This is a genomic window from Nocardia sp. NPDC041819, from assembly GCF_055590505.1.
On the sequence record NZ_JBVJAP010000011.1, the window covers coordinates 96,328 to 120,693 of the forward strand.

The window sequence follows — 24,366 nt, forward strand, 5'->3', positions numbered from 1 at the left end:
ACTCGATTTGACTCGACCGGGAAAACTGTGAGCAACCGGGGGATCGTCACCCGGCCACGCCCGAACCAAGAGGTATTCGGTGCCGAGGCGGCCACGGACGGCGTGCTGCGCATTCCGTCCGCGGTGGGTTCATGACGGGCGATATCGGGCGTAGATTGTGTGTATCTCAAAGTTACTCACAAGTAGGAGGCAACGATGCCCGCGCCGGAAGCCGATGTATTCGACCGCCTCAGCGCGCTGGCCGCGATCGAGGCGCCCGCGGAACGTCCGCGCAGGACGATCGCCGAGACGTTCACCGGAAACTCCCTGGGCAGCGTGCCGGTCGGCACGCCGGACGACGTCACCGCCGCCTTCGGCAAAGCCAGGGCCGCGCAGCAGCGCTGGGCGGCCCGTCCGGTCGCCGAACGCGCCGCCGTGCTGGACCGTTACCGCGCTCTGGTGGTGGAGCACCGCGAATTCCTGATGGACGTGGTGCAGGCCGAGACCGGCAAAGCCCGCTGGGCGGCCCAGGAGGAGATCATGGGCCTGATGTTCGCGGCCCGCTATTTCGCCAAGATCGCCCCGAGCGTGCTGGACACCCACCGGGTGGCGGGCGCCTTCCCCGTGCTCAACCGCGCCTCGGTCCGGTATCAGCCCAAAGGTGTGGTCGGTGTCATCGCCCCGTGGAACTACCCGCTGCTGCTGTCGATCGGCGATTCCATTCCGGCGCTCATCGCAGGCAACGCCGTGGTAGTCAAGCCCGACAGCCAGACCCCGTTCTCCACGCTGGCCGGCGCCGAGCTGCTCTACCGAGCAGGCCTGCCGCGCGAGCTGCTCGCGGTCGTCCCCGGGCCGGGCGGCGTGGTCGGCACCGCGATCGTCGAGGACTGCGACTACCTGATGTTCACCGGTTCCTCGGCGACCGGCCGTACCCTGGCCGAGCAGTGCGGCCGCAGGCTGATCGGCTTCTCCGCCGAACTCGGCGGCAAGAACCCGATGATCGTCGCCGCGGGCGCCGACCTGGACAAGGCCGCCAAGGCTGCCGTGCGCGCCTGCTTCTCCAATGCCGGGCAGCTGTGCATCTCCATCGAGCGGCTCTATGTCGAGCGGCAGGTCGCCGCGGCGTTCACCGAGAAATTCGTCGCCGCCGTACACGCCGCGAAACTCGGCGCCGCCTACGACTATTCGGCCGACATCGGCAGCCTCATCTCCGAAGCGCAACTGGAAACGGTGTCCAAGCACGTCGCGGACGCCACCTCGAAGGGGGCGAAGGTGCTCACCGGCGGCAAGGCCCGCCCGGACCTGGGTCCGCTGTTCTTCGAGCCGACCGTGCTCGGCGACGTGACCGACGAGATGGAATGCGGCCGCAACGAGACCTTCGGCCCGCTGGTGTCGATCTATCCGGTCGACAGTGTCGAGGAGGCGGTGCGCCTGGCCAACGACACCGACTACGGCCTCAACGCTTCGGTGTGGGCGGCGAGCAAGTCCGAAGGCGAGCGGATCGCGGCGCGGCTGCACGCGGGCACGGTCTGTGTGGACGAGGGCTACGCGCCGGCGTGGGGCACCACCGGCGCCCCGATGGGCGGAATGGGCATCTCCGGTGTGGGGCGTCGCCACGGGCCCGACGGCCTGCTCAAGTTCACCGAACCGCAGTCGATCGTGGTCACCCGCTTCATGAATCTCGATGCGCCGAAGCTGTTCCCGAAGGACAAGTGGCAGCCGTTCCTGATGACCGTTGCGCGCAGCCTGCGTTTCCTGCCCGGGCGTTGACACACGAAGTCCGCCCGGGTGGTCGTGCCCACCCGGGCGGACGACCCGCCGGTTCGTGCAGGGGTCACGCCAACCGGTCGGCTCCGGTGCGCGGCGGCCCTCCGGCCGCCAGCGCCGCTGCTTCCTCGTCGGTGAGCAGCCGTGATCTGATGACGAAACGTGTGTCCTCGAGCGCGTCGGAAGCGCGGCCGCCGGGTGCTTCGGCCACATCCACGGTGAGGTGGGTGTGCTTCCAGTGCTCGTACTGCTCGCCGCTGATCCACACTTCGGTGTGCCAGGGCAGATTTCCCAGCAGGACGTCGGCGCGGTCGATCCTGGACTCCCGGATGGGCAGGCACCGTGGCGAGTCGCTGTCGCGGTGTCCGGCGGACTGGTGCAGCAGCACGGCTCCGTGCTGATCGATCACGCTGCGCAAGACCGCCCTGGCGCGGTCGGTGATGTCCACCCGGTGCGTTCTATGCGTCCCCATGCCGTTCGGCCGGCGTGGAGGACGTGGCCGGGCTGCGTCGGGTAGTCGGCGATGCCGCAGTCCCGCCCCCGGTCTGGTGTAGCTCATGATTCCTCGCAGATATCTCGGACGGATCCACTATGGTCCGCGGAGGTTGGTGCGAGGTTGGTGTGAAAGCGTCAGTCGCGCAACGCCGTATGCAACCGAGCCGCGACCACCGCGCGGCGCACGTCGTCGGGCGGGAGCAATCGCAGCGCGTGCTCGTGTACCGCGACATCACGGGGCGCGCGTTCGCCGAAGGCCACCGCGTGCTCGGCTCGGTCACCGGCGAGCACGGCGGTCCGCACGCCGACATCGAGGTAGTCGCGCCACTGCAGCACGCCGGGCGCCTCCGATCCGGGCAGCAGCGGCCCCCGGTACAGCCACACCGCCGAGGTGGTGTCACCAGCGGTGATGGCGGCGAACAGGTCGACGGCGTCGCAGGAGACCGGGCCGGTCAGCGCGTAACGGCGGTTGCTGATCGCACCGCCGATCGCGCGGCGCAGATGCGAGACATCGGCTTTGAGCGTGCTGCTGGACACCGACCGGTCGCCGTACAGGGCGGCGTGCAATTGCTCCGGGGTGAAGCCGTCCGGCTGCAGCGCCAGCAGGGCGAGGATCTCCAGCTGCCGAGGCGGCAGCGGCAGCGGCAGCCCGTCGCGTACCAGCCGTGCGGCGCCCAGGCACTCCAGCCGGATCCCCGGCTCGGGCGCGGGCTCGGCGGCGCGCAGCATCGTCTCCACGGCCGTCACCAGCGCGCGCACCGAGGTGAGCACCGCGGGATGCGAGCGATCCCAGGAACTCGACAGATCCAGCGCGCCGATCTGCCTGCCGTCGGGTCCGTGGATCGGCGCGGAATAGCAGACCCAGCCGTGCAGTGCGGCGATCAGGTGCTCGGCGGAGAACACCGAGGCGGGGCGGTCGGTGTGCAGCGCGAGTGCCAAGCCGGTGGTGCCCATATGGCTTTCGTCCCAGCATCCGCCCGGCGCGAGGTTGACCTGCTCGGCCTGCCTGCGCAGCGTGCGGTCACCGCAGGACCACAACACGGTGCCCGCGCTGTCGGTGACCACCGCCAGATACCCGGAATCCTCGGTGATGGCGCGCAGTTCACCCGCCAGTGCCGTCACCGGTTGGCGCAGTGGCGACACGGCCCAGCGATCACCGATGTCGTCCACCCCCGGCGCGATCGTGCGACCGGGATCGACGGTGTGCAGCGAGCGCCGCCAGGATTGTGCTACGTCATTGCGCAGGACGGCGTTCCGGGGGCGGACCGCCCGTGGAGCCGTCGCCCAACGCTCCCATTCTCTTTCCAGTTCGACCCGCTGCTGTGTGAGGGCGCGGAACTGTGCCACGTGGAAGACCCGTCGTCGTGTGAGCTCGAATTCTCCCTCTCATTCTGGCGTACGCCGACCGGCGTGGCGAGCGCCCGGAGCCCTACCGGCCGGTCGCCCGCGCTTTCGAGCGAAGTGGGCCACGACGCCCTAGGCTGCTGGCATGGCGACCGGTTTCGAGCGGGCACGCCTCGCCGATGTGCACGAGGTGGCCTCGGGCATGCCCCATGTGACACGCGCCGACGGACCGCGCGGTAACCCGGTGTATCAGGTCGGGGGCAAGTCGTTCGTGTTCTTCCGTACTCCCCGTCCGGATGCCGTGGACGCGGTGACCGGCGAGCGCTATGCCGATGTGATCGTGATCTGGGTGCCGTCGGAGTCCGATAAACAGGCACTGGTGCAGGACCCGGACTCGCCGTTCTTCACCACGCCGCATTTCGACGGCCATCCCTCGGTGCTGGTGCGCGCCGCCCGCCTCGGCGAACTGAGCCGTCGAGAACTCACCGAGATCATCCAGAACGCCTGGCTGTCGCGGGCCTCACGCAAGCGCGCGGCGGACTGGCTGGCCGCCCATCCGCCGCGCTGAGCGGTCACTTCCGGATGAAGATCCCGGCCACGTCGGCGTTCTTGATGGGGGTGTCGGTGTTGGCCTGGGCGCCGCACAGCAGGTCGACCGACACCATCGTCGCGTCCACCACGGTCCCCGCGGGCTCGCGGTCGTCCTGGCTCTGCTGCTTGACGAACTTGGTGATCGTCGTGCGCTTGGTGTCCTGATCCTGCTTGACGTACTCGCTGCACGGGGTGTCGCCACCGCGGTTGAGGGCGCGTTCGATGTCGGTGCAGCCGGTGAGGGCCATGGCGACCATCGCGAACCCGAGGCCGGTCCGACCGGTCCGTGACAGCGTGGCGTTCATGGGCTCCTCCTGAAGGGTCGGCGGCGACACCCGCCGCGATCGGACTCCAGACTAGAGCGCTGTTCACCGAAGACGGGCGCTAGGCACGGAAGACGCACAGCGGCACCTCCACTTCCGCCGGAGTGAGCGAACCGTGCTGCCCGACCAGCGACGACTGCAATGGTTCGACGCCGCTGCGGATGACACCACGCCGCCCTCGCGCGAGCACGACCAGATCGCCGATGCGCTGGGCGATCGCGGGGTCGACGGTGGGGCCGAACCAGCCTCGGACCACGGTCTCCTCCTTGCCGAGCACCTCGAAGTCGGGGCCCAGCGTGGCCGCCCAGGCCGCCGCGACGTCGGATTCGGCGCCTGGCACGGTGTAGACGTGCCTGGCCCGCGCTTCCCCGCCGAGCGCCCGGACGCCTTCTCGCAGGACGGGAGTGGTGTCGAAATCGATGCTGTCGTCCATCCGCACCATGCCGTGGTCGGCGGTGACCAGCAGCGCCGCGCCCGGGGGCAGCTCGGCGGCGAGCGCGGCGGCGAGCCGGTCGGTGTTGGCCAGTTCCAATTCCCAGGCCCGCGACGACGGGCCGCGCACGTGTCCGGTCAGGTCGAGATCGCCGTGGTAGGTGTAGACCAGTGAGCGCGGCCCGGCCCGTAATGCCTCGCTCACACCGGCGACGAGATCGCCGAACGACAGCTGGGGCAGGAACCGGCAACCGCGCAGCACCGCCTCGGTCAGTCCCGATCCGGCCTGATCGCGCGGCGACACCTGTGCGACGGCGATGCCGTCGGCGACGGCGCGCTGGAAAACGGTTGGGCGGGGCTGGAACTCCGCCGGGATCAATTCCTTGCGCAGATCGGACTTCGGCACGCCGTGCAGCCGCCAGGACAGCGGGGTGAACAGCCGGTCGTAGCCGGGGACGTGGAACAGATAGCCAACGATCCCGTGCTCGCCCGGCGGAACGCCCACTCCGAGCGAGGCGAGGCTGGTGGCCGTCGTCGTGGGGAAACCGGCCGTGAGCCGGACCGGGGCGAGGCCGGACAGGAATGGCGCCGCAGTGGGATCGGTGACGAGATCCTGGTAACCGAGCCCGTCCACCAGCAGAACGCAGACCCGGTCGGCGTTCAGACCCAGCACTAGGCGGTCTTCCTCGCCCGGCACGCCCAGACCGGCGAGGACGGAGGGGAACACATCGGCCAGGGAACCGGTACCGTAACGCGGCGCGACGAACACGAGGGTCAGAATGTCAATGTCGGCGGCTGCCTGGCAAGGGTATTCACGCCTGTCCGGTCTCGAAACGGCTCACCTTGCCGTCGCGCAGGACGAATCGCCAGGTGGTCCGCATCGAGCCCCATCGCGAATTGGTGTAGTCGGCAACCAGTTCGGTGCCGTTGTCGTCGATGGACTCGATCCGCATGCGGGCGTTGCTGTCGAAGATCTCCGCTCCCGTCCACTGCGCGAGGTTGCGCTCCACACCGTCGTCGGACATGGTGGCATCGTCGGTGAGCACCTCGTAGAACCGGTCCTGATCGTTGGCGTTGAGCGCGTCGACGAACTCCTGCACCGTCGGATCCAGCTGCGCGGTCATCCGTGTCGTCCTCTCGGATCGGTGGGAAGCATCGGACAGCAAATGCCTGGCGTCTACTCTAGGTCAGCGGCGTCGTGCTCGGCTCGATCAGAGCTGCGAAGGTTCGCATGACATCGTCCACCAACGCCGCGGCGTTCGTGCCGAACTGTCCCGCGCGTTTCTCCAGTTGGCCGTCCAGCCACAGCGAGGCCAGCCCGTGGCCGAGCCCCCAGAACATGACCGCCAACGTGTCGGCCTTGTCGGCGGGCAGCGCTCCCGCGCGGACGCACTCCGCGATCGCGTCGGCCAGGACGCCGAACGCCGCGTCGCCCGCCGCCATCGTGTCGGGATGCTTGTCGGGCTGGGAGAGTTCGGGCCGGAACATCAAGCGGAAGTACGCCGGGTGCTCGCGGGAGAACCGCACGTAGGCGTTCGCCAGCGCGGTCAGGGCGGCCATCGGAGTTTCCGCCTCGGCGCGGGCCGCCGCCAGTCGCGTTCCGAGTAACTGGAAGCCCTGGGTGGACAGCGTCGCGAGCAGGGCGGCCCGGTCGGGGAAGTGGTGGTACGGCGCCGCCGTGCTCACCCCCGCCTCACGCGCCACGCGGCGCAGGCTGACCGCCGCGAGTCCTTCCGTCTCGATCAATCGCAGGCAGGCGGCCAGCAGCGCGTCGCGCAAGGCGCCGTGGTGGTAACTGGTCCGCGTCACCATCCGAGCGTATGCGACGCGTCCTGGACAACCTAACTATGCGATGCTTAGATTATCTGAGCGGCGCTCAGATTGCGGCCGCGGTAGTCACTCGAGGAGAGGGATGAGCAGATGAGCACACGGGTAACGGTCACCGGCGCAACGGGATTCGTCGCAGGCCACGTCATCGCCGAGCTGCTGGAACACGGTTACGCCGTACGCGCGACGATCCGCGACCTCGCCGGCGCCGGCAAAAGAGCACACCTGGTGGAACTGGCCCGCCGCACCGGCGGCGAACTGGAGTTCGCGCAAGCCGATCTGAACGGCGACGCAGGCTGGGCGGCCGCCGTGGCGGGCAGCGTCGGCGTATTGCACGTCGCCTCTCCGTTCCCCGCCACGCCGCCCGACGACGAGCGCGAACTCGTCGACACCGCGGTCGAAGGAACTCTGCGGGTGCTGCGCGCCTGCGCCGCCGCGGGCACCGTCCGCCGTGTGGTGCTCACCTCCTCGATCGCCGCGATCGCCTACGGTCACACCGAGGACGCCCTGCGCACCGAGGCCGACTGGACGGTGGTCGAGCGCAGCCCCGCCTATCAGAAGAGCAAGACGCTCGCCGAGCGGGCGGCCTGGGATTTCGTCGCGCAACTCCCGGCCGCCGAGCGATTCGAACTGGTCGTCGTCAATCCGGGCATGGTGCTCGGACCGTTGCTGTCGGCGGCGACGAGCACCTCGCACGAGCCCGTGCGGCGGTTGCTGGCCGGAGACGTACCCGGCACGCCGCGGGTCGGCTGGGCGCCGGTGGACGTGCGTGATCTCGCCGCGGCGCACCGGCTCGCGCTGGAGACCCCGGCAGCCGCGGGCAACCGCTACATCTGCGCGGGCGAGCACCTGTGGATGGAGGATATGGCGCGCATCCTCGCCGAGGAATACGGGCCGCGTGGATTCCGGGTGCCGACCAGACGGCTGCCGAACTGGGTGGTGCGCTGTGTCGCGCTGTTCGACAAGGGCGTCCGGCTGACACTGCCGAGCCTGGGGCGTACCGAGTCGCTCAGCGCCGACAAAGCCGGGCGCGAACTCGGCTGGACCATGCGTCCGGTGCGGGAATCCGTGGTGGACACCGCGGAAAGCCTGCTACAGCGCGGGATCGTCGCGGCGCCGCGGCGCGGGTCCGCCCCGCCGGCCGCCGCGCCGCGCGCCGCGCGCGTCTGAGGGGCGGGCATGCTGATCGCGACATTGATCATCACCACGGTCGCGATGACGCGGCGTTGGTTCGCCCGCCGGTCCCCGCGCGGGAACTCCGCCGGGCGCGGCATCCCCGGCTCGGCCCGGCGGGCGTGGCGCCGCCCGTTGCCCGTGGCCGCCACCCTCCTCGCACTGCTCGGCGTCGCGGTGGTGGCGGGCGCGCTGGCCCAGTGCTGAACCGGCCCCGGCGTCCGGCCTTCCGGCGTGATTCGCTAGACAGAACACGTGACTGCGCAGCGCCCCTTCCGGTTCGGTGTCAACATGGTGGTCCCCGAGGCACGGTCGAATTGGATCGAAAAGTGCCGCCGGGCAGAAGAACTCGGCTTCGACGTGGTCGGCGTCGCCGATCATCTCGGCCTGCCCGCGCCGTTCCCCGCGATGATCCTGGCCGCCGAGGCGACCGAACGGGTGCGGTTGAACACCTTCGTGCTCAACACCGCGTTCTACAATCCGGTCCTGCTGGCCCGCGACGTGGCAGGCGCCGATCAGTTCACCGACGGGCGCGTCGAACTCGGGCTCGGCGCAGGCTACGTGCAGGCGGAGTTCGAGGCCGCGGGCATCCCGTTCGAAAGCGGGAGCAAGCGCGTCGAGCACCTGGAGCAGACGGTGATCACGTTGCGCCGCCTGTTCTGCGACCCGGAGTATCAGCCGCAGCCCGCCCAACCGTCGGGTCCGCCCGTGCTCATCGGCGGGTGGGGTGATCGGTTGCTCGCCGTCGCCGCGCGGCACGCCGACGTCATCGCCTTCACCGGGGCCGCGGCCGCGCGCAACGGCGGACCGCTGCAGATGGCCGGGCTCGCCGAGATCGAGGAGCGCGTCGCCTACGTGCGGGAACTGCTCGGTGCGCGGCTGGACAAGGTCGAGTTCAACATCCTGGTGCAGCGGGTGGTCCCGCCGGCGGAACGCGCGAGCGTCCTGGAGGTCTTCGGTCCGGCGCTGCCGCCGGACGTCGCCGACTCCCCGGAGGAGCACCCGATCCTGCTCATGGGCACCCCCGAGGAGATGGCCGACCACCTGCGCGATCGGCGCGACCGTTACGGCATCAGCTACGTCACCGTCCTCGAGGACAGCATGGAGAAGTTCGCCGCCGTCATCCCGTTGCTGCGCTGATCCGCCTGCGGTTCACGGCAGCCGGTCGACGATGACGCGCGGGTCGATCTGCCGCAGTCTTCTCGGCCTGCTGGTCAGACAGGGCCAGGTGCGTGCGACCGCCTCGCGGGTGACATGACCGGCAGCGACCATGGCGTCGGCGGCAGAGCAGGCACCGCCCGGCTCGCCGGGCGGGTTCACGGTTCGGTCGAACGCCGGGACCACGGTGTGCGGCAGGCCGACCAGCACGGCGAGGATGTCGAGCCGGTCGGCCGGGATGTGCGTGCGCGCCGCCGCGAGCACGGTGCTCGGAACGACGATGGTGTTCCCCGCGTCGACCGTCGCCCAGACGATCGCCTGGGCATAGTCGGCGCGGTTGGTGAACGCGACGACCGCCGCGGCGTCGAAGACGACGCCGCCGAAGGCTCGCAACCTCACGCCGCGCCGGCGTGAGGTGCGTCCACCTCCCGGCCGGATAACGGCGGTGGCCCTGGCGCGGCGACGGCTCTCGGCGCGAAAAGCCTGCCGCCGTGAACGTCTCGCGGAACGAGGCCACCCGGTTGCGGCCGCGCGACGATGTCGTCGGGCAGCGTGACGGTGGCCTTTCGCGGTCTGTGCTCCCGAAGCGGCGGCATGCCCCGACTCTAGCCGGGCGTTGCGCCTCTGGGCAGGACGCTCGAGCGGGATTGCGTCCCGGCGGGCGCGGCGCCGCACGAGCCGTCGCCGCATTCGTGACCCGAGCAGGAGATCCGCTGCGGCCGAGCGGATCTCGGCGTGCACACCGGTGGTTTCACGAATGCGCACGCTGGGCCCCGTCGGTCCCCGATGCAGGAAACTCTTCGCCAGGGCGCCGGGTGCTCCCGGCGGGTCGTGGAAGTCATCGCGCAGCGCCACCTTTCAGAGGGCGGGCATGGCGACACCACCGGTGGTTATTGTGATTTAGATCACACTTACCGCGGCATTTTGTCGGTGCGGAGTGGCAAGGTGTGCGGTATGCCTTTCGCCGAATCCCCCGCAACGCTCGACGCCATCCGGGTTCTGGGAGCCAGTGAGCACAATCTGCGCGACGTGTCGCTCGAGATCCCGAAGAACAAGATCACCGTCTTCACCGGCGTCTCCGGCTCGGGCAAATCCTCGATCGTCTTCGACACCATCGCCGTCGAATCGCAGCGCCAGCTCTACGCCACGTTCCCGGCGTTCATCCTCAATTTCCTGCCCCGCTACGAACGCCCGCACGCCGAGGCCATCGAGAATCTCACCGCGCCGGTGATCATCGATCAGCAGCCGGTGGGCGGCGGCCCGCGATCCACGGTCGGCACCATGACCGACATCTTCTCGATGGTGCGGGCCATGTTCGCCCGATTCGGTTCGCCCTCGGCCGGATTCGTCTACAACTACTCCTTCAATGTGCCGCAGGGCATGTGCCCGGACTGCGACGGTCTCGGGGTCACCGTGCGCGCCGACCCCGATCGGCTGCTCGACCGGACGAAGTCGCTGAACGAAGGCGCGATACTGCTGCCGGGGTACGGCGTGGGCAGCGGAGATTGGCAACTCTATGGCAAGTCCGGCCGCTTCGACCCGGACAAGAAGCTGACCGCCTACACCGGCGAAGAACTCCACGACCTGCTCTACGGCACCGGCGGCAAGGTCGAGCTGACCTTCAGCAAAGGCACCTGGAAGGCGAATTACGAGGGTCTGGCCACGAAGTTCACGCGGACCCGGTTGCAGCGCGACACCTCCACGCTGAGCGAGAAGACCCGCGAGCAGATGCGGCAATTCCTCACCGAGGGCGTCTGTCCGACCTGCGCGGGCGCCCGGCTGAACCAGGCGGCCCTGGCCACGAAGATCCACGGGCGCACCATCGCGGACTGGGCGCGCTTGCAGGTCACCGATCTGATCGAGGTGCTCGACGAGATCACCGATCCGGCCGCCGTCGGCCTGGCCCGCGCCATCCGCACCGGGCTGCGGCGGGTGGCCGACATCGGGCTGGGCTATCTGAGCCTGGACCGGCCGACCTCGACCCTCTCCGGCGGCGAAGGGCAGCGGCTGAAGATGATCAAGCATCTGTCCAGCACGCTGATCGGACTGACCTACATCTTCGACGAACCCAGCGTCGGGCTGCACCCACGGGATGTGGGACGGTTGAACGACCTGCTGAAAGCGCTGCGGGACAAGGGGAACACGGTGATCGTGGTGGAACACGATCCGGATGTCATCCAGATCGCCGACCATGTCGTCGATGTCGGGCCGCGCGCGGGCGTGCACGGCGGGCAAGTGGTGTTCCAGGGCAGTTTCGCCGACCTGCGGACCGCCGACACCCCGACCGGCGCCGGTCTGCGCAGGCCCTTCCGGGTGAAGGACTCCTTTCGTACGGGCACCGGTGAGCTGCTCATCGAGCGTGCGGCGGTGCACAACCTCAAGAACGTGACGGTCGGAATCCCAACCGGTGTCTTGACCTGCGTCACCGGCGTCGCGGGCTCGGGCAAGAGCAGCCTCATCCGGGACGTGTTCGTCAAGGAGCACCCCGAGGCGATCTTCGTGGACCAGTCGCCCATCGCGGCGTCGTCCCGGTCCACGCCCGCGACCTACCTCGGGTTGATGGACCCCATTCGCAAGCTGTTCGCCAAGGTGACGGGGGAGTCCGCGGGCCTGTTCAGCTTCAATTCGGCGGGCGCGTGCGAGCAGTGCGAGGGTCGCGGCGTGATCATCACCGAGATCGCCTACATGGACCCCGTGACCACCCACTGCGACGCCTGCGACGGACGGCGCTTCTCCGATGAGGTGCTCGCCCTGACGCTGCGCGGCAAATCCATCGCCGACGTGCTGGAGATGTCGGCCGAGGAGGCGCTCGGATTCTTCGCCGAGAAGGCGCTGCACACCAAGCTGCGCACCATGAACGAGGTGGGCCTGGACTATCTCAGCCTGGGGCAGGCGATGAGCACGCTCTCCGGCGGAGAGCGGCAGCGCATCAAATTGGCGACCCAGTTGCAGAACACCGGCAGCGTCTACGTGCTCGACGAACCCACCACCGGGCTGCACATGTCCGATGTGGACACGCTGCTCGCACTGATGGACGGTCTGGTCGACCGCGGCAATACCGTCGTGGTGATCGAGCACAATCTCGACGTGGTCGCCCACTCCGACTGGGTGATCGATCTCGGCCCGGATGGCGGCAAGGGCGGCGGCGAGATCGTCTTCACCGGGACGCCCGCCGAGTTGCTCGCGCATCCGTCCTCGCTCACCGGCGAATACCTGCGCCGCTACAAGGTGGGTAGCCGGCCGGCGGGCTTCGGCGCCGTGAACTGCTGAGTCCCGCTCACCCGCAACAGTTCCAGTGCCGAGGCCTCCCGGCTGTCGGCCGCCGCCGAGTAGACCACGACCGCCTGGTCGGTGTCCGGGACCAGCAAGGTGTCGCAGTCCAGCCGCAGCGCGCCGAGATCCGGGTGTTCGATCGTCTTGGTCGCGCTGCGCCACTGCCCGGATCGCCGTGCGGTCCACAGCTGCTCGAAGCGTGGACTGCGGGAACGCAGTTCGGAGACCAAGCGCAGGAGGCCGGGATCGTCGGGATAGCGGGCGCGGGCGCTGCGCAGGCTGGCGACGGAGAACGACGCCGCGTTCTCGGCCTCGGCGGGCGTCATCGCGACCCGTCCCGGCTCGGTGCCGAGAAAGCGCTGCCAGATGATGTTGCGCTGGGCGGGCGGCCATGCGGAGAAATCGCCGAGCAGCGCGGTGGCCATCGGATTCCAGGCCAGCACGTCGGCTTTGGCCGACAGCACCAGTGCGGGCAGATCCGCCATCCGGTCCAGCAGGCGCAAGACGCTCGGCCGCACCACCATGTCGATGCGGCCCTCCTGCGGAGGCGCCGCGCCCGCGAGCTGGAACAGTAGCGTGCGGTCCTCGTCGTTGAGCCGCAGTGCGCGGGCGAGCGCGGCCAGCACCGCGGTGGACGGACGGGGGCCGCGCCCTTGTTCCAGGCGCACCACATAGTCCACGCTGACGCCGGCGAGCTGGGCGACCTCCTCGCGGCGCAACCCCCGCACCTGCCTACGCGCGCCCGCGGGCAATCCGACATCGCCCGGACGCACTTGGTCGCGCGCCTGCCTGAGCAACGCGGCCAGTTCGGTTCGATCCACATGTCGATCATGCCGCAGCCGGTGGGCGCCGGGGTAGGACCGCTGCTCCCGGGAGGTGGCAGCCTTGGGGGACCGGTGCCGCGGTTGCCCGCGGTGCCCCGGCAGTGGGGCACCGCCGGATTTCCGCGCTCGGTGCCCAGCGCCCCGCTAGGCGGTGACCGCGCCGAACTCCGTCGCGAGCCAGGCGGGGAACTCGGTGAGGTCGGTGAGGACCACATCCGCGCCCGCCGCGCGCAGTTCGTCGGCCGAGCACGGTCCGGTGCTGACGCCGACCGCGAAGACATCCGCGGCCCGCGCGCCGTTCATGTCGCCGACGTGGTCGCCGACGAAGAGGTCCGCGCCCTGCTCGCGCAGTGTCGCCGCCTTGCCCGCCGACCAGAGGTCGCCCGCGAGATGGTCGATGCGCCACCCGAGTTCGGCGATATGCAGCTGTGCCAGCGGGGCATGCTTGCCGGTGACCACGAGTACCCGTCCGTTGCGGGCCTCGACGGCCGCCAGCGCGGACTGCGCGCCGGGCATCGGGGGGATGGTCGACACGAGCGTCGGATACAGCGCCCGGTAGCGGGTCACCAGCGCTGGGACGAGTTCCTCCGGCGCGCCGGCCTCGACGAGCAGGGTGGCCAGCGGTGGGCCGAGCCGATCGGCGAACGTCGTCCCGCACAGCGGCAGGCCGAACTCCGCGCCGAGCAGGTCGATGGCCCGCGCGACGCCGGGCCGCGAGTCGATCAGCGTCATGTCGAGGTCGAAGCCCACGGTCCAGGTCACTTGATCGACCCTAATCGCCCGCGTGGCGGCGTGCCGGTCGGGCTGTTGTGATTCACAACTCCGCCGCACGCGGGTGTGTGGGCCGTGGGGCTGTCCGAACGGTGTGGTGGTGCTGCCGTGCTTCACGTGGAACCACCGATGCACTCGATGTCACGTAACCGGCTGTGCGACCGCATATTTCGGCAGCCGACGCAAACCTGCGTCAGGTGCGGATCGGTGGCGCGGTGCGTTTGGCGTACCCGCTGATCGGGCTGATTTCCATGCGATCTATCCCGCTGAGGGTCCCGATCCGCTCGGTGGTGTAGCGGAACAGGGCATCGGTGTCGCGGCAGACAATGCACACCAGCAGATTGTGCGGGCCGGTGGTGGCGCCGACGAACGCCGCCTCCGGATCGGCGCCCAGCGTGGTCGCGACGGTGACCAGGTGCGCGGGCGTGACGGTGAGCCAGAGCAGGCTTTGCACCGTGAACCCGAACAGTACGGGATCGATCTCGACATCGAATCCGAGCACCCGGGCGTCACGCAGTTCCTCCACCCGCCGCCGCACTGCGGATTCCGACCACCCGACGGCGCGCGCGAGCCGTGGATAGGCTGCCCGCCCGTCGGCGGCCAGCGCGGGCAGCAGACGCTGATCCAGTTCGCTCGGCGCCACGGGTGCGGCCTGGTCCGCGTGCGGCGCACGGATGACGGCGCTCTGCTCGGCGGACAGCGCCGACATCCGTTCCCGCCAGCGGTGTCGCATGACGTGCCGCAAGACGCGCTGCGCGTCCACCGCCTGGACGGCCGGATGGCGGGCCAGCTCGGGCAGGGGAGCGTCGCCGGGGACACGGAAAAGGCAGGTCAGTTCCGCTCCACCGGCGATGACCGTCACCCAGGCGGTATCGGCGCGGCGCGCCAGCGCGCGGGCCAACGCGGCGGTGGCATCCGGCCGGACCCGCAGGCGAACCAGCCACTCGGCGTGGCCCACGTGCCCGCTATCGGCGACTCCGGTCACCCGCAGGCCGCCCGTGGCGAGTAGCCGCCGGTAGCGGCGGGCCAGCGTGCGCTCGGAGACCTCCAGCACGGGCGCGAGCCTGCTGAACGGCGCCCGGCCGTCGAGCTGCAAGGCGTGCAGCAGTCTTCGGTCGACGTCGTCCAAGGTGACCGAATCCACCACGTCAGCGTAGGACAATGCCGGATTCCGCCGAATCCTCCTCGGTGAAGGGCGGTGCGGCGCCGGCAGGACCAGCATCGCCCGTGTGCAGAAACCGATCGACGCCATCCACCACACCGGAATCCTGACCCGCGATCTGGACGGCCTGGAACGCCGCTATCTCGATCTCGGGTTCACGCTGAGTCCCCGCTCGCGGCACCTGCTGAGCGCGCGCCCGGGCGAACCCCCCACGCCCGGTTGCACGGCCAACCGGTGCGCGTTGTTCGGCGGGGCATACCTCGAACTGCTCGGCATCGTGGACGAATCCGCGCCGGATCCATGGCACACCAAGGCGATGGCCGACGCGTACGAGGGCTTTCGCCTGCTCAACCTCGAGACCGATGACGCCGAGTCGGCACGGCGGCAGCTCGCGGCGGCGGGCGTGCCCGCCTCCGGCGTGCTCGACCTGGAGCGCAAGGTCGAGACCGAGGACGGCGTTCGTGTGGTGCGCGCGCGGGCCGTGCACGTGGACCCGCGTTCGACGCCGGAGGCGATGCTGGGCGTCGCCCAGCATCTGACCCGTGAATATGTGCACCAGCCGCGCTACCTGTCGCACCCGAACGGCGCCCGCGCCATCGCCGCCGTGCTCATCGTCGCGGCCGACGCCGAGTTCGATGCGATCGTCGAACGCTACAGCCGCATCTTGGCTGTGCGAGCCATCCGCGAGGGAGCGCTGACCGTGTTGGAGATGGGCGCGGGGCGGCTGGAGTTGGTGCGCGCGTCCGAGGCCCCTGCCGTGTTGCCGGGCGAACCGGCGCCCGCGCCGTCGTACCTGGCCGCCATGACCATCGCGGTGCATGATTCGGCCGTCGCACGCGACATCGTCGGGAACGCGGGTGTACCGGTTCGGGAGACGAATGAGGGTTTCTTCGTCTCCGCACGGGATGCCTACGGCGCGGGTCTGTTCTTCGTGGCGGGCTGAGTCAGGCCCCAGCCGGTGGGCCTGCGGCGGGTCGTGGCTCGGCGAGCGTGGAGCGCTTGCGTCCGTATCCGAGGTAGACCGCGATGCCGACCAGGACCCACACGCCGAACCGCACCCAGGTCAGCGCCTCCAGGGTGGTCGCGAGCAGGACGCAGCCGAACAGCGCGAGCAACGGAACCACCGGCACCAGCGGGGTGCGGAACGGGCGCTCGCGCTCGGGCTCCGCCCGGCGCAGCACCAGCACGCCCACGCACACCACCGCGAACGCCGACAGCGCGCCGATGTTCACCAGTTCGACCACGATGTCGATCGGCAGCAGTCCGGCGATGACCGCGCCCAGCGCGCCCAGCAGCAGCGTCAGCCGCACCGGCGTGGACCGTTTCCCGGTGGCCGCGAGGCGGTAGGGCAGCAGCCGGTCGCGGCACATCGCGAACATCAATCGCACCTGCGCGTAGACGATCAGCAGCAGGCCCTTCGTGAGCGCGATGATCGAGGCGATCACGATGACGTCGCCGATCCATCCGATCCGCACCGCGCCGAACGCGGTGGCGATCGGCGCGCCGTTGTTCAGCGTGGCGAACGGCACCATGCCGGTGAGCACGGCGCTGACCAGCGCGTAGAGCACGGTGGCGATGAGTACCGTGCCGATGATGGCGAACGGTACGTCGCGGCGTGGGTTGCGGGCCTCCTCCGCCGACGCGGCGACCACGTCGAAGCCGAGGAAGGCGAAGAACGCGATCGCCGCGCCGCCGATGATGCCTCCGACGCCGAACGGCGCGAACGGGGTCCAGTTGTCCACGCTCGCGTGCGGGGCGCCGACGGCGACCACCAGCACGAGCACGCCGATGGTCACCCCGACCAGCGCCTTGGTGATGCGCGCGGTGAATGTCACCTCGCCGACCAGCACCGCGACGACGGCGGCGACGATCAGGACGGCGGGCAGGTTCACCACACCGCCTTCGGCGGGCCCCGCGACGAGTGCGTGCGGGATGGTGATGCCGAACAGGGAGTTCAGCGCGGAGACCGTGGTCCCGGACCAGCCGATCGCCACCGCGGCGCCCGCGATGACGAACTCCAGCAGCAGGTTCCAACCGACCAGGAACGCCGGTGCTTCGCCGAGGGTCGCGTAGGTGTAGGTGTACGCGCTGCCGGAGACCGGCACCATCGCCGCGAGTTCGCTGTAGCACAACGCCACCAGTGCGCACACCGCTCCGGCCAAGATGAACGACAGCACGATGGCGGGACCGGCCTTCTCCGCGGCGGCGACGCCGGTGATGACGAAGATGCCCGCGCCGACGATGGTGCCGACGCCCATGGCGGTGAGATCGAGTCGGCCGAGCCTGCGCGCGAGCGTGGGAGCGCCCGCCTGGGTCGTGGTGTCGGGCAGTCGGCGGCGCCATCGCCGGGCGGATGCGGTGGTCATGACTCCCTTACGAGAACGGTCCGTCGGTCACGGCCGGTGTGCCGAACCGATAGCCCATTCTCGCCGCGCGGCCCCGCCTGGGAATAACTGGGGTGTTGCGCTCTCAGCTACCGGAGGACGCGGCGAAGGGCGTGGCGGCGACGACGCGGGCGGTGCGGTGCGGATGCCGCCACAAGCCCTCGCGTTCCAGGATCGGGAGCACGCCTTCGCCGAACCAGTACGCCTCCTCCAGGTGGGGGTAGCCGGAGAGGATGAAGTGGTTGATGCCGAGCCGCGCGTATTCGGCCAGCCGATCGGCCACTTCGGCGTGTGAACCGACCAGGGCGGTGCCCGCACCGCCGCGGACCAGGCCGACTCCCGCCCAGAGGTTGGGCGCGATCTCCAGCCGCTCGGTGCTGCCGCCGTGCAGTTCCGACATGCGCCGCTGGCCCTCGGATTCGCTGCGCGCCAGGTTGGCCTGCACCCGCTCGATGTCGGCGGGGTCGATGCCCGCCAGCAGGCGGTCGGCCTCGGCCCACGCCTGCTCGGAGGTGTCACGGCTGATCACGTGGACGCGCAGGCCGTAGTCGAGGACGCGTCCGTGATCCACCGCCAGACCGCGGATCCACTCCAGCTTCCTGCTCACCGCGGGCAGCGGCTCGCCCCAGGTCAGATAGGCGTCGCTGTAACGGGCCGCGATCGGGCCCGCCGGTTCGGAGGAACCGCCGAAGAACACCGGCGGCACCGGATCGGGCCGGTTGCTCAGCAACGCCTGGTGGACCCGGATGTGCTCACCGTCGAACGTCACGGGCTCGGTGGAGGTCCACAGTTCCCGCACCACGTGCAGGAATTCGCCGGTGCGGGCGTAGCGCTGGGTCTTGTCCAGGAAGTCGCCGTAGGCCCGCTGCTCGTGCGGCTCGCCGCCGGTCACCACGTTGAGCAGCAGCCTGCCCCGGGAGTGCCGCTGGAAGGTGGCCGCCATCTGCGCCGCGAGCGTCGGGCTGACCAGGCCGGGACGGAAGGCCACAAGGAACTTCAATGTCTCGGTGGTGTCGACCATCATCGCGGTGGTCAGCCAGGCGTCCTCGCACCACGCGCCGGTGGGGGTGAGCACCGCCTCGAAGCCGTTGTCCTCGGCGGCGGCGCCGATCTGGTTCAGATACCGCAGGTCGGCAGGGCGATCACCGGACATGAAAGTGCCGTGCCCGCCCGCGACCAGTCCACGGGAATCGCCGTAGGTGGGGAGGAACCAGTGGAACGACAGACTCATGTGAGCCAACTTCCTTCCGGAGACCGCGGCCGAGCCGGTAACGGGCAGATCGAGGTGGTGCGCCCGGGGGGCGCCGCAGTGATCCATGCTGGGCGCTCGCCCGGCTCGGGTCACGGTTTGGAACCAGCCCGGTTTTAATCCCGGGGTCCGCGCGTGTCACGATTCGTGACTAGACGTAACCACGAATAACACGTAATCTGGCCTCAGCACGCACCCTCGGGTGTGCGAGGCGGAGCGGACGAAACGAGTACCTCAATGACGCGGCATGTCGACGTATTGATCATCGGCGCTGGGCTGTCCGGAATCGGCATGGCCTGCCATCTCACCAGAGAGCGGACCGGACGCAGTTACGCGATCCTGGAGCGCCGGACGGCCATCGGCGGCACGTGGGACCTGTTCCGTTATCCGGGCATTCGCTCCGATTCCGACATGTACACCTTCGGCTACGGCTTCCGTCCGTGGAACGGCACCAAGGTGCTCGCCGACGGTCCGCACATCCGGCAGTACATCGAGGAGACCGCCGCCGAGTACGGCGTCACCGAGCACATCCGGTTCGGGCGGAAGGTGACCAGGGCACGCTGGTCCGGTGAGACGTCCACCTGGACGGTCGAGGCGCTCTGTGAGCAGACCGGCGAGACCGAGGTCTTCACCAGTAACTTCCTGGTCGGCTGCACCGGCTACTACGACTACGACAAGGGCTACCGCCCGACGTTCCCCGGCGAGGAGAACTTCGGCGGGCAGATCGTGCACCCGCAGCACTGGCCCGAAGATCTCGACTACACCGGCAAGCGGGTTGTGGTGATCGGCTCCGGCGCCACGGCGATCACCCTGATCCCGGCCATGAGCGACGCGGCCGCGCACGTCACCATGTTGCAGCGCTCACCGACCTACATCACCGCGCTGCCCGCCGACGACCCGGTCGCGGTGGGGATGAAAGCCGCCAAGGTGCCCGAGAAGCTCGCCTACCGGATCGGGCGGGCGCGCAACATCGCCTTGCAACGCGCGAGCTTCCAACTCTCCCGCACCAACCCGGAGGCGGCCAAGAAGCTGCTGCTGGCCGCCGTGCGGATGCAGGTCGGCTCCGGTATCGATATGCGGCATTTCACCCCGAGCTACAACCCGTGGGACCAGCGGCTGTGCGTGGTGCCCAACGGCGACCTGTTCAAGGTGCTGCGCAGCGGCAAGGCGTCCATCGTCACCGACCGCATCGAGACCTTCACCGAGACCGGCATCCGCTTGGTCTCCGGCGAGGAACTGCCCGCCGACCTGGTGATCAGCGCCACCGGCCTGAGCGTGCAGATGCTGGGCGGTATGAGCCTGGAGGTAGACGGCGAGCCGGTGGTCACCCGTGACCGGGTGGTCTACAAGGGGGCCATGCTCGACGGTGTGCCGAACGCGGTGATGGTGCTCGGCTACACCAACGCGTCCTGGACGCTGAAGGCGGACTTGGCCGCCGAGTACTTCTGCCGCGTGCTCAACCACATGAAGACCAACGGTTTCACCCGGGTCGAGGCCGTTGCCGCCGATGGCGATCGGGGTGCCGATTCGGTGATGGGCGGCGCGCTGACCTCCGGCTACATTCAGCGCGGCGACGCGGTGATGCCGCGCCAGGGCACCAACGGTCCGTGGCAGGTGATCAACAACTATTTCCGCGACCGCAAGCTGCTGCGCAAGGGCGCGCTCGAGGACGGGGTGCTGACCTTCGGCCGGGCCGAGCAGACACCGACCGCCGCGCGTCCGCTGGAAGGCACGCGCAGCGCCTGAGCGCCGCCGCGCGTCGCCTACAGACCCAGCAGGGTTTCGGCGACTCTGCCCATGGCGGCGCAGTACTCGGCGCGGACGGCGTCGTCGGCGGTCCGGCGGGCCAGGACGCCCGCGGTGAGGGTGTAGCCGATGGTCTCCGCGATCACCCGCGGGTCCGCCACCGGCGCGATGCGGCCCGCCTCGAGCTGACGCTGGAGATACCGGGTGAAGCGGCGGATCGGGCGCTCGGTGATTTCCTCGGCCAATGTGGCCACCTTCGGGTCCACCGCACCGCGCTCGTCGATCAGGCGCAGTGGGGCCCCGGCCGTGGCGACCGCCGTGGCGAAGGATTCTATGGTGGCGCGCAACACTATTCGCGGATCGTCGTCCTCGATGCCCGGCTCCTGGGCGGCGAGGAAGTCGTCGCGAACCCGTTCGGCCAGCGCGAGGAAGATCTCCTCTTTCGAGGCGAAGTAGACGTACATCGTCGCGCGGGAGACGCCCGCCGCCCCGGTGATCGCGGCGACCGTGGTGTTGTCGTAGCCGCGCTCGGCGAACACCCGGGCGGCGGCGTCGAGCAGGGCGTGGTGCCGGGGGGTGTGCGAACGCTCCCGCGCTGCGCGCACCGACCAGGTGGACTGGGTCACACCGGTTATCGTGCCCCATATTGACGTTGACGTCAATGTCAACGAGACTGGGCGGCATGCAGCTCGTTGTGGTCAACAGAGGAGAAGTAGCGGTTCGCGTGCTGCGCACCGCCAGGGAACAGGGCTGGCGGACCGTGGCGGTGCACACCGCCGAGGAACAAGACGCGCTGCATGTCCGGTTGGCCGACGACGCCGTGCCGTTGCCGGGCGCCGGGGCAGCCGCCTACCTCGACGTGACGGCGGTGATCGCCGCGGCCAGGAAGGCGGGGCCGGGAGCGCTGGTGCACCCGGGCTACGGATTTCTCAGCGAGAGCGCCGAATTCGCGCGCGCGTGCGCCGCGGCGGATCTCGTGTTCGTCGGTCCGTCGCCCGAAGCGCTCGAGGTCTTCGGCGACAAGACCGCCGCGCGCGCGGCGGCCGATCGCGCGGGCGTCCCGGTGATCCCGGCGACTGATCGCGGTGCCGGCATCGCCGCTGTCGAGTCCCTGCTCGCCGCACATCCCGACGGCGTGATGGTGAAGGCCGCCGCGGGCGGTGGAGGCCGTGGTATGCGCGCCGTACGGGATGTGGCTCACCTTCCGCAAGTGATCGAACGCTGCCGCGCGGAGGCGCTGGCCGGATTCGGCGACTCGAGGATCTACGCGGAGGCGCTGGTCACCGGCGCCCGCCACATCGAAGTCCAGATCGTCGCCGACGGCCGCGGCGCGGCGGCCGTCGGCGATCGCGATTGCAGCGTGCAGCGCAGGCAGCAGAAACTCCTCGAGGTGGCGCCTGCGCCCGACCTGTCCGCCGCGTTGCGCGAGCGGTTGCACAGCTGGGCCGTCCGGATCGCCGAATCGGTCGGTTGCCGCGGGGTCCTCACCGTCGAGTTCCTCGCGCGCGGCGACGAGGCGTGGTTTCTCGAGGTCAACCCGCGATTGCAGGTCGAGCACACCGTCACCGAAGCGGTCATGGGGATCGACCTGGTCGCGGTGCAATGCGCTCTGGCCCGCGGCGCCACGCTGGCCGAATTGGCGCTGCCCGCTCCTGATGGCGCACGCGGCTTCGCGGTGCAGGCGCGCCTGAACGCCGAGACCGTCACCTCGGGCGGCGACGTGCTGCCCGGCGCGGGCACGCTGACCCGGTTCGCGCCCCCGACCGGTGGCGCGGTGCGGGTCGACACCGCCGCGTTCACCGGGATGCGGCAGGACGTGCGTTTCGACTCTCTGCTGGCGAAGATCGTCGCGAGTGGTCCGTCCTATCCGGCCGCACTGCGCCGGTGCGCGGACGCCCTGGCCGAGACCGTCGTGACCGGGGTGGACACCAATCTCGCCGTGCTGCGCGCGGTCCTGGCGGAGTTGTCGCGGGGCCGCGTCGTCTCGACCACGTGGTTCGAGCAGCACGTCGGTGAATTGGTCCGGCGCGCCGAGGATTTCGCTCCCGCCCTGCCCGCCGCGCCGGTCGGAGAGCCGGTCACGGCGGCCGAGGTGACACTGGCCGGTGACGAGCAAGCGGTGCGTTCGCCGATGGGCGGCACGGTGGTCGCGCTCCCGGAGCCCGGGGCCGTCGTGGCGGCGGGCGGCGAGGTCGCGGTACTGGAAGCGATGAAGATGCAACACGTGGTGCGGGCCGAACAGGACTTGCGCGTGTGCCGCCACGTCGTGGCGCTCGGTGCCGTCGTCGATCCGCATGCGCCGCTGCTGACCTTCGTCGCCGCCGACTACGACGGCGCGGTCGTGGAGGACGGTGCGGTAGACCTGGATTCGGTGCGCGCCGATCTCGCCGAGGTCCACGCTCGCCACCGCGTCGGCCTCGACGAAGCCCGCCCGGAGGCCGTCGCGAAACGCCATCGACTCGGGCGGCGCACCGCCCGGGAGAACATCGCCGACCTGGTCGACGCGGACAGCTTCGTGGAATACGGCGCGCTCGCGGTCGCCGCGCAGCGCCTGCGTCGGAGCCAGGAGGACCTGATCGCGAACACACCCGCCGACGGTCTGGTCGCGGGCGTCGCCACCGTCGGCGCCGAGCGATTCGGCCCCGATCGCTCCCGCGTGGTGGTGCTGTCCTACGACTACACGGTGCTGGCGGGCACCCAGGGGATGCGCAACCACGTCAAGACCGACCGCATGCTGGAACTCGCTCGCGAGCAACGGCTTCCGGTGGTCTTCTTCACCGAGGGCGGTGGCGGCAGACCGGGCGATACCGACTACCCCGGCATCTCCGGCCTGGACGTCACCACCTTCCGCGCGATGGGTGCGCTCTCCGGCCGCGTGCCGCTGATCGGGATCGTGTCCGGGCGCTGCTTCGCGGGCAACGCGGCCCTGCTCGGCATGTGCGACGTCGTGATCGCCACCCCCGACGCGAACATCGGCATGGGCGGTCCGGCCATGATCGAGGGCGGCGGACTGGGCGTGTACGCACCGGAGGACATCGGGCCGGTCGAGGTGCAACGCCGCAACGGCGTCGTGCACATCGTCGCCGCCGACGAGGCCGAGGCGGTCGCCACCGCGCGTCGCTATCTCGCCTACTTCCAAGGCGACACCGCCGACTGGACCGCGCCGGACCCGCGCCTGGCGCGGCACGTGGTCCCGGAGAATCGCCTGCGCGCGTTCGACATCCGCGCCGCCATCGAAGCCGTCGCGGACGTCGGGTCGGTGCTGGAATTGCGGCGCGACTGGGCGGTCGGGATCGTCACCGCGTTGATCCGGGTCGAGGGACGGCCCTTCGGGTTGATCGCCAACAACTGCCACCATCACGGCGGGGCGATCGACGCTCCCGCCGCGGACAAGCTCGGCATGTTCCTGCGCTTGTGCGACGCCCACGGCCTGCCGATCGTCTCCTTGTGCGACACACCGGGTTTCATGGTGGGCCCGGACGCGGAGAAGGACGCCACGGTGACGAAGTTCAGCCGCCTGTTCATCGACTCCGCCGCGCTCTCGGTGCCGCTGGGCACCGTCATCGTCCGCAAGGGTTACGGTCTGGGCGCTCAGGCCATGGCTGCCGGCTCGTTCCGTGCGCCCCGGTTCGTCGTCGCGTGGCCGACCGGGGAGATCGGCGGCATGGGCCTCGAGGGCGCGGTCCGCCTCGGGTTCGCCAAGGAACTGGCCGCGATCGATGATCCGGTCCAGCGTCAGGAGGCTTTCGACAACCTGGTCCAGCTCGCCTACGCCAACGGTAAGGCACTCACGGCCGCCACCGTGCTCGAGGTCGACGACGTCATCGACCCCGCCGACACCCGCCGCTGGCTCCGCACGCTGCGTTGA

General features: G+C 70.0%; 22 protein-coding genes. 9 read left to right on the forward strand and 13 right to left on the reverse strand.

All coding sequences use genetic code 11. The features are described 5' to 3' along the window. The first annotated feature begins 195 nt into the window (after positions 1-195). Entirely contained in the window at positions 196-1,749 is a 1,554-nt protein-coding gene (locus ACZ6DL_RS27095; protein WP_466055274.1) for a succinic semialdehyde dehydrogenase, read from the forward strand. A 64-nt stretch (positions 1,750-1,813) separates the two neighbouring features. Here the strand turns inward: ACZ6DL_RS27095 and ACZ6DL_RS27100 are convergent, their stop codons facing one another. Together ACZ6DL_RS27100 and ACZ6DL_RS27105 are read right to left on the reverse strand one after the other, a co-directional pair. Next, entirely contained in the window at positions 1,814-2,194 is a 381-nt protein-coding gene (locus tag ACZ6DL_RS27100) for a DUF779 domain-containing protein (protein WP_466055276.1), read from the reverse strand. 182 nt (positions 2,195-2,376) lie between these two features. Further along, entirely contained in the window at positions 2,377-3,588 is a 1,212-nt protein-coding gene (locus ACZ6DL_RS27105) for a sigma-54-dependent transcriptional regulator family protein (RefSeq protein ID WP_466055277.1), read from the reverse strand. A gap of 142 nt (positions 3,589-3,730) precedes the next feature. On the opposite strand from ACZ6DL_RS27105, the gene ACZ6DL_RS27110 reads away from it, so the two are divergent. Further along, positions 3,731-4,153: an MmcQ/YjbR family DNA-binding protein gene (locus ACZ6DL_RS27110; RefSeq protein ID WP_466055279.1), complete on the forward strand. Its 423-nt coding sequence runs from the start codon at positions 3,731-3,733 to the stop codon at positions 4,151-4,153. Between the two features lie 4 nt (positions 4,154-4,157). Here ACZ6DL_RS27110 and ACZ6DL_RS27115 read toward each other — a convergent pair whose 3' ends face one another. From ACZ6DL_RS27115 to ACZ6DL_RS27130, 4 genes are all read right to left on the reverse strand, one after another. Then, on the reverse strand, positions 4,158-4,481 hold the full coding sequence (locus ACZ6DL_RS27115) for a hypothetical protein (RefSeq protein WP_062969045.1): 324 nt from the start codon (positions 4,479-4,481) through the stop codon (positions 4,158-4,160). A 79-nt stretch (positions 4,482-4,560) separates the two neighbouring features. Next, positions 4,561-5,700 carry an alkaline phosphatase family protein gene (locus ACZ6DL_RS27120; RefSeq protein WP_466055281.1) on the reverse strand — a complete coding sequence of 380 codons (1,140 nt, stop codon included), beginning with the start codon at positions 5,698-5,700 and terminating at the stop codon, positions 4,561-4,563. Between the two features lie 43 nt (positions 5,701-5,743). Continuing rightward, a complete protein-coding gene (locus tag ACZ6DL_RS27125) occupies positions 5,744-6,055 on the reverse strand; it encodes a nuclear transport factor 2 family protein (RefSeq protein ID WP_466055283.1) in 312 nt (103 codons plus the stop codon). Positions 6,056-6,113: 58 nt separating this feature from the next. Next, positions 6,114-6,743, reverse strand: coding sequence for a TetR/AcrR family transcriptional regulator (locus tag ACZ6DL_RS27130; protein WP_393230432.1), 630 nt, complete (start codon positions 6,741-6,743; stop codon positions 6,114-6,116). A gap of 108 nt (positions 6,744-6,851) precedes the next feature. Between ACZ6DL_RS27130 and ACZ6DL_RS27135 the strand changes: the two genes are divergently transcribed. Genes ACZ6DL_RS27135 through ACZ6DL_RS27145 form a run of 3 tightly spaced genes read left to right on the forward strand, consistent with a single transcriptional unit; the run spans position 6,852 to position 9,071 of the window. Then, positions 6,852-7,928 (forward strand): SDR family oxidoreductase, encoded by a 1,077-nt coding sequence (locus ACZ6DL_RS27135; RefSeq protein WP_466055285.1) that lies wholly within the window; start codon positions 6,852-6,854, stop codon positions 7,926-7,928. 9 nt (positions 7,929-7,937) lie between these two features. Beyond that, a complete protein-coding gene (locus ACZ6DL_RS27140) occupies positions 7,938-8,138 on the forward strand; it encodes a hypothetical protein (protein ID WP_466055287.1) in 201 nt (66 codons plus the stop codon). 48 nt (positions 8,139-8,186) lie between these two features. Continuing rightward, positions 8,187-9,071 (forward strand): LLM class F420-dependent oxidoreductase, encoded by an 885-nt coding sequence (locus ACZ6DL_RS27145; protein ID WP_466055289.1) that lies wholly within the window; start codon positions 8,187-8,189, stop codon positions 9,069-9,071. A 12-nt stretch (positions 9,072-9,083) separates the two neighbouring features. On the opposite strand, the gene ACZ6DL_RS27150 is transcribed toward ACZ6DL_RS27145, so the two are convergent. Beyond that, a complete protein-coding gene (locus ACZ6DL_RS27150; RefSeq protein ID WP_466055291.1) occupies positions 9,084-9,488 on the reverse strand; it encodes a hypothetical protein in 405 nt (134 codons plus the stop codon). A gap of 432 nt (positions 9,489-9,920) precedes the next feature. On the opposite strand from ACZ6DL_RS27150, the gene ACZ6DL_RS27155 reads away from it, so the two are divergent. After that, positions 9,921-12,359 carry an ATP-binding cassette domain-containing protein gene (locus ACZ6DL_RS27155; RefSeq protein WP_466055292.1) on the forward strand — a complete coding sequence of 813 codons (2,439 nt, stop codon included), beginning with the start codon at positions 9,921-9,923 and terminating at the stop codon, positions 12,357-12,359. On the opposite strand, the gene ACZ6DL_RS27160 is transcribed toward ACZ6DL_RS27155, so the two are convergent. From ACZ6DL_RS27160 to ACZ6DL_RS27170, 3 genes are all read right to left on the reverse strand, one after another. Next, on the reverse strand, positions 12,311-13,183 hold the full coding sequence (locus ACZ6DL_RS27160; RefSeq protein WP_466055294.1) for a helix-turn-helix transcriptional regulator: 873 nt from the start codon (positions 13,181-13,183) through the stop codon (positions 12,311-12,313). The two genes, ACZ6DL_RS27155 and ACZ6DL_RS27160, sit on opposite strands and share 49 nt — an antisense overlap. Positions 13,184-13,330: 147 nt before the next feature. Then, positions 13,331-13,948 carry an HAD family hydrolase gene (locus ACZ6DL_RS27165; protein ID WP_040866782.1) on the reverse strand — a complete coding sequence of 206 codons (618 nt, stop codon included), beginning with the start codon at positions 13,946-13,948 and terminating at the stop codon, positions 13,331-13,333. Between the two features lie 202 nt (positions 13,949-14,150). After that, a complete protein-coding gene (locus tag ACZ6DL_RS27170; RefSeq protein ID WP_466055296.1) occupies positions 14,151-15,101 on the reverse strand; it encodes an Lrp/AsnC family transcriptional regulator in 951 nt (316 codons plus the stop codon). An 85-nt stretch (positions 15,102-15,186) separates the two neighbouring features. Between ACZ6DL_RS27170 and ACZ6DL_RS27175 the strand changes: the two genes are divergently transcribed. Further along, positions 15,187-16,062, forward strand: coding sequence for a VOC family protein (locus ACZ6DL_RS27175; RefSeq protein ID WP_466055298.1), 876 nt, complete (start codon positions 15,187-15,189; stop codon positions 16,060-16,062). Position 16,063: 1 nt separating this feature from the next. Here ACZ6DL_RS27175 and ACZ6DL_RS27180 read toward each other — a convergent pair whose 3' ends face one another. Beyond that, the gene (locus ACZ6DL_RS27180) at positions 16,064-17,485 is read right to left on the reverse strand and encodes an amino acid permease (protein WP_466055300.1); all 1,422 of its coding nucleotides are present in this window, start codon (positions 17,483-17,485) and stop codon (positions 16,064-16,066) included. A gap of 103 nt (positions 17,486-17,588) precedes the next feature. Next, the gene (locus tag ACZ6DL_RS27185; RefSeq protein WP_466055302.1) at positions 17,589-18,734 is read right to left on the reverse strand and encodes an LLM class flavin-dependent oxidoreductase; all 1,146 of its coding nucleotides are present in this window, start codon (positions 18,732-18,734) and stop codon (positions 17,589-17,591) included. Between the two features lie 255 nt (positions 18,735-18,989). Here ACZ6DL_RS27185 and ACZ6DL_RS27190 point away from each other — a divergent pair, with 255 nt between their 5' ends. Continuing rightward, a complete protein-coding gene (locus tag ACZ6DL_RS27190) occupies positions 18,990-20,498 on the forward strand; it encodes a flavin-containing monooxygenase (protein ID WP_466055304.1) in 1,509 nt (502 codons plus the stop codon). Positions 20,499-20,515: 17 nt separating this feature from the next. Here the strand turns inward: ACZ6DL_RS27190 and ACZ6DL_RS27195 are convergent, their stop codons facing one another. Further along, complete coding sequence (locus ACZ6DL_RS27195) at positions 20,516-21,124, reverse strand: TetR/AcrR family transcriptional regulator (protein WP_466055306.1); 609 nt, start codon at positions 21,122-21,124, stop codon at positions 20,516-20,518. Positions 21,125-21,180: 56 nt separating this feature from the next. Here ACZ6DL_RS27195 and ACZ6DL_RS27200 point away from each other — a divergent pair, with 56 nt between their 5' ends. Continuing rightward, a complete protein-coding gene (locus ACZ6DL_RS27200) occupies positions 21,181-24,366 on the forward strand; it encodes an acetyl-CoA carboxylase family protein (protein ID WP_466055308.1) in 3,186 nt (1,061 codons plus the stop codon).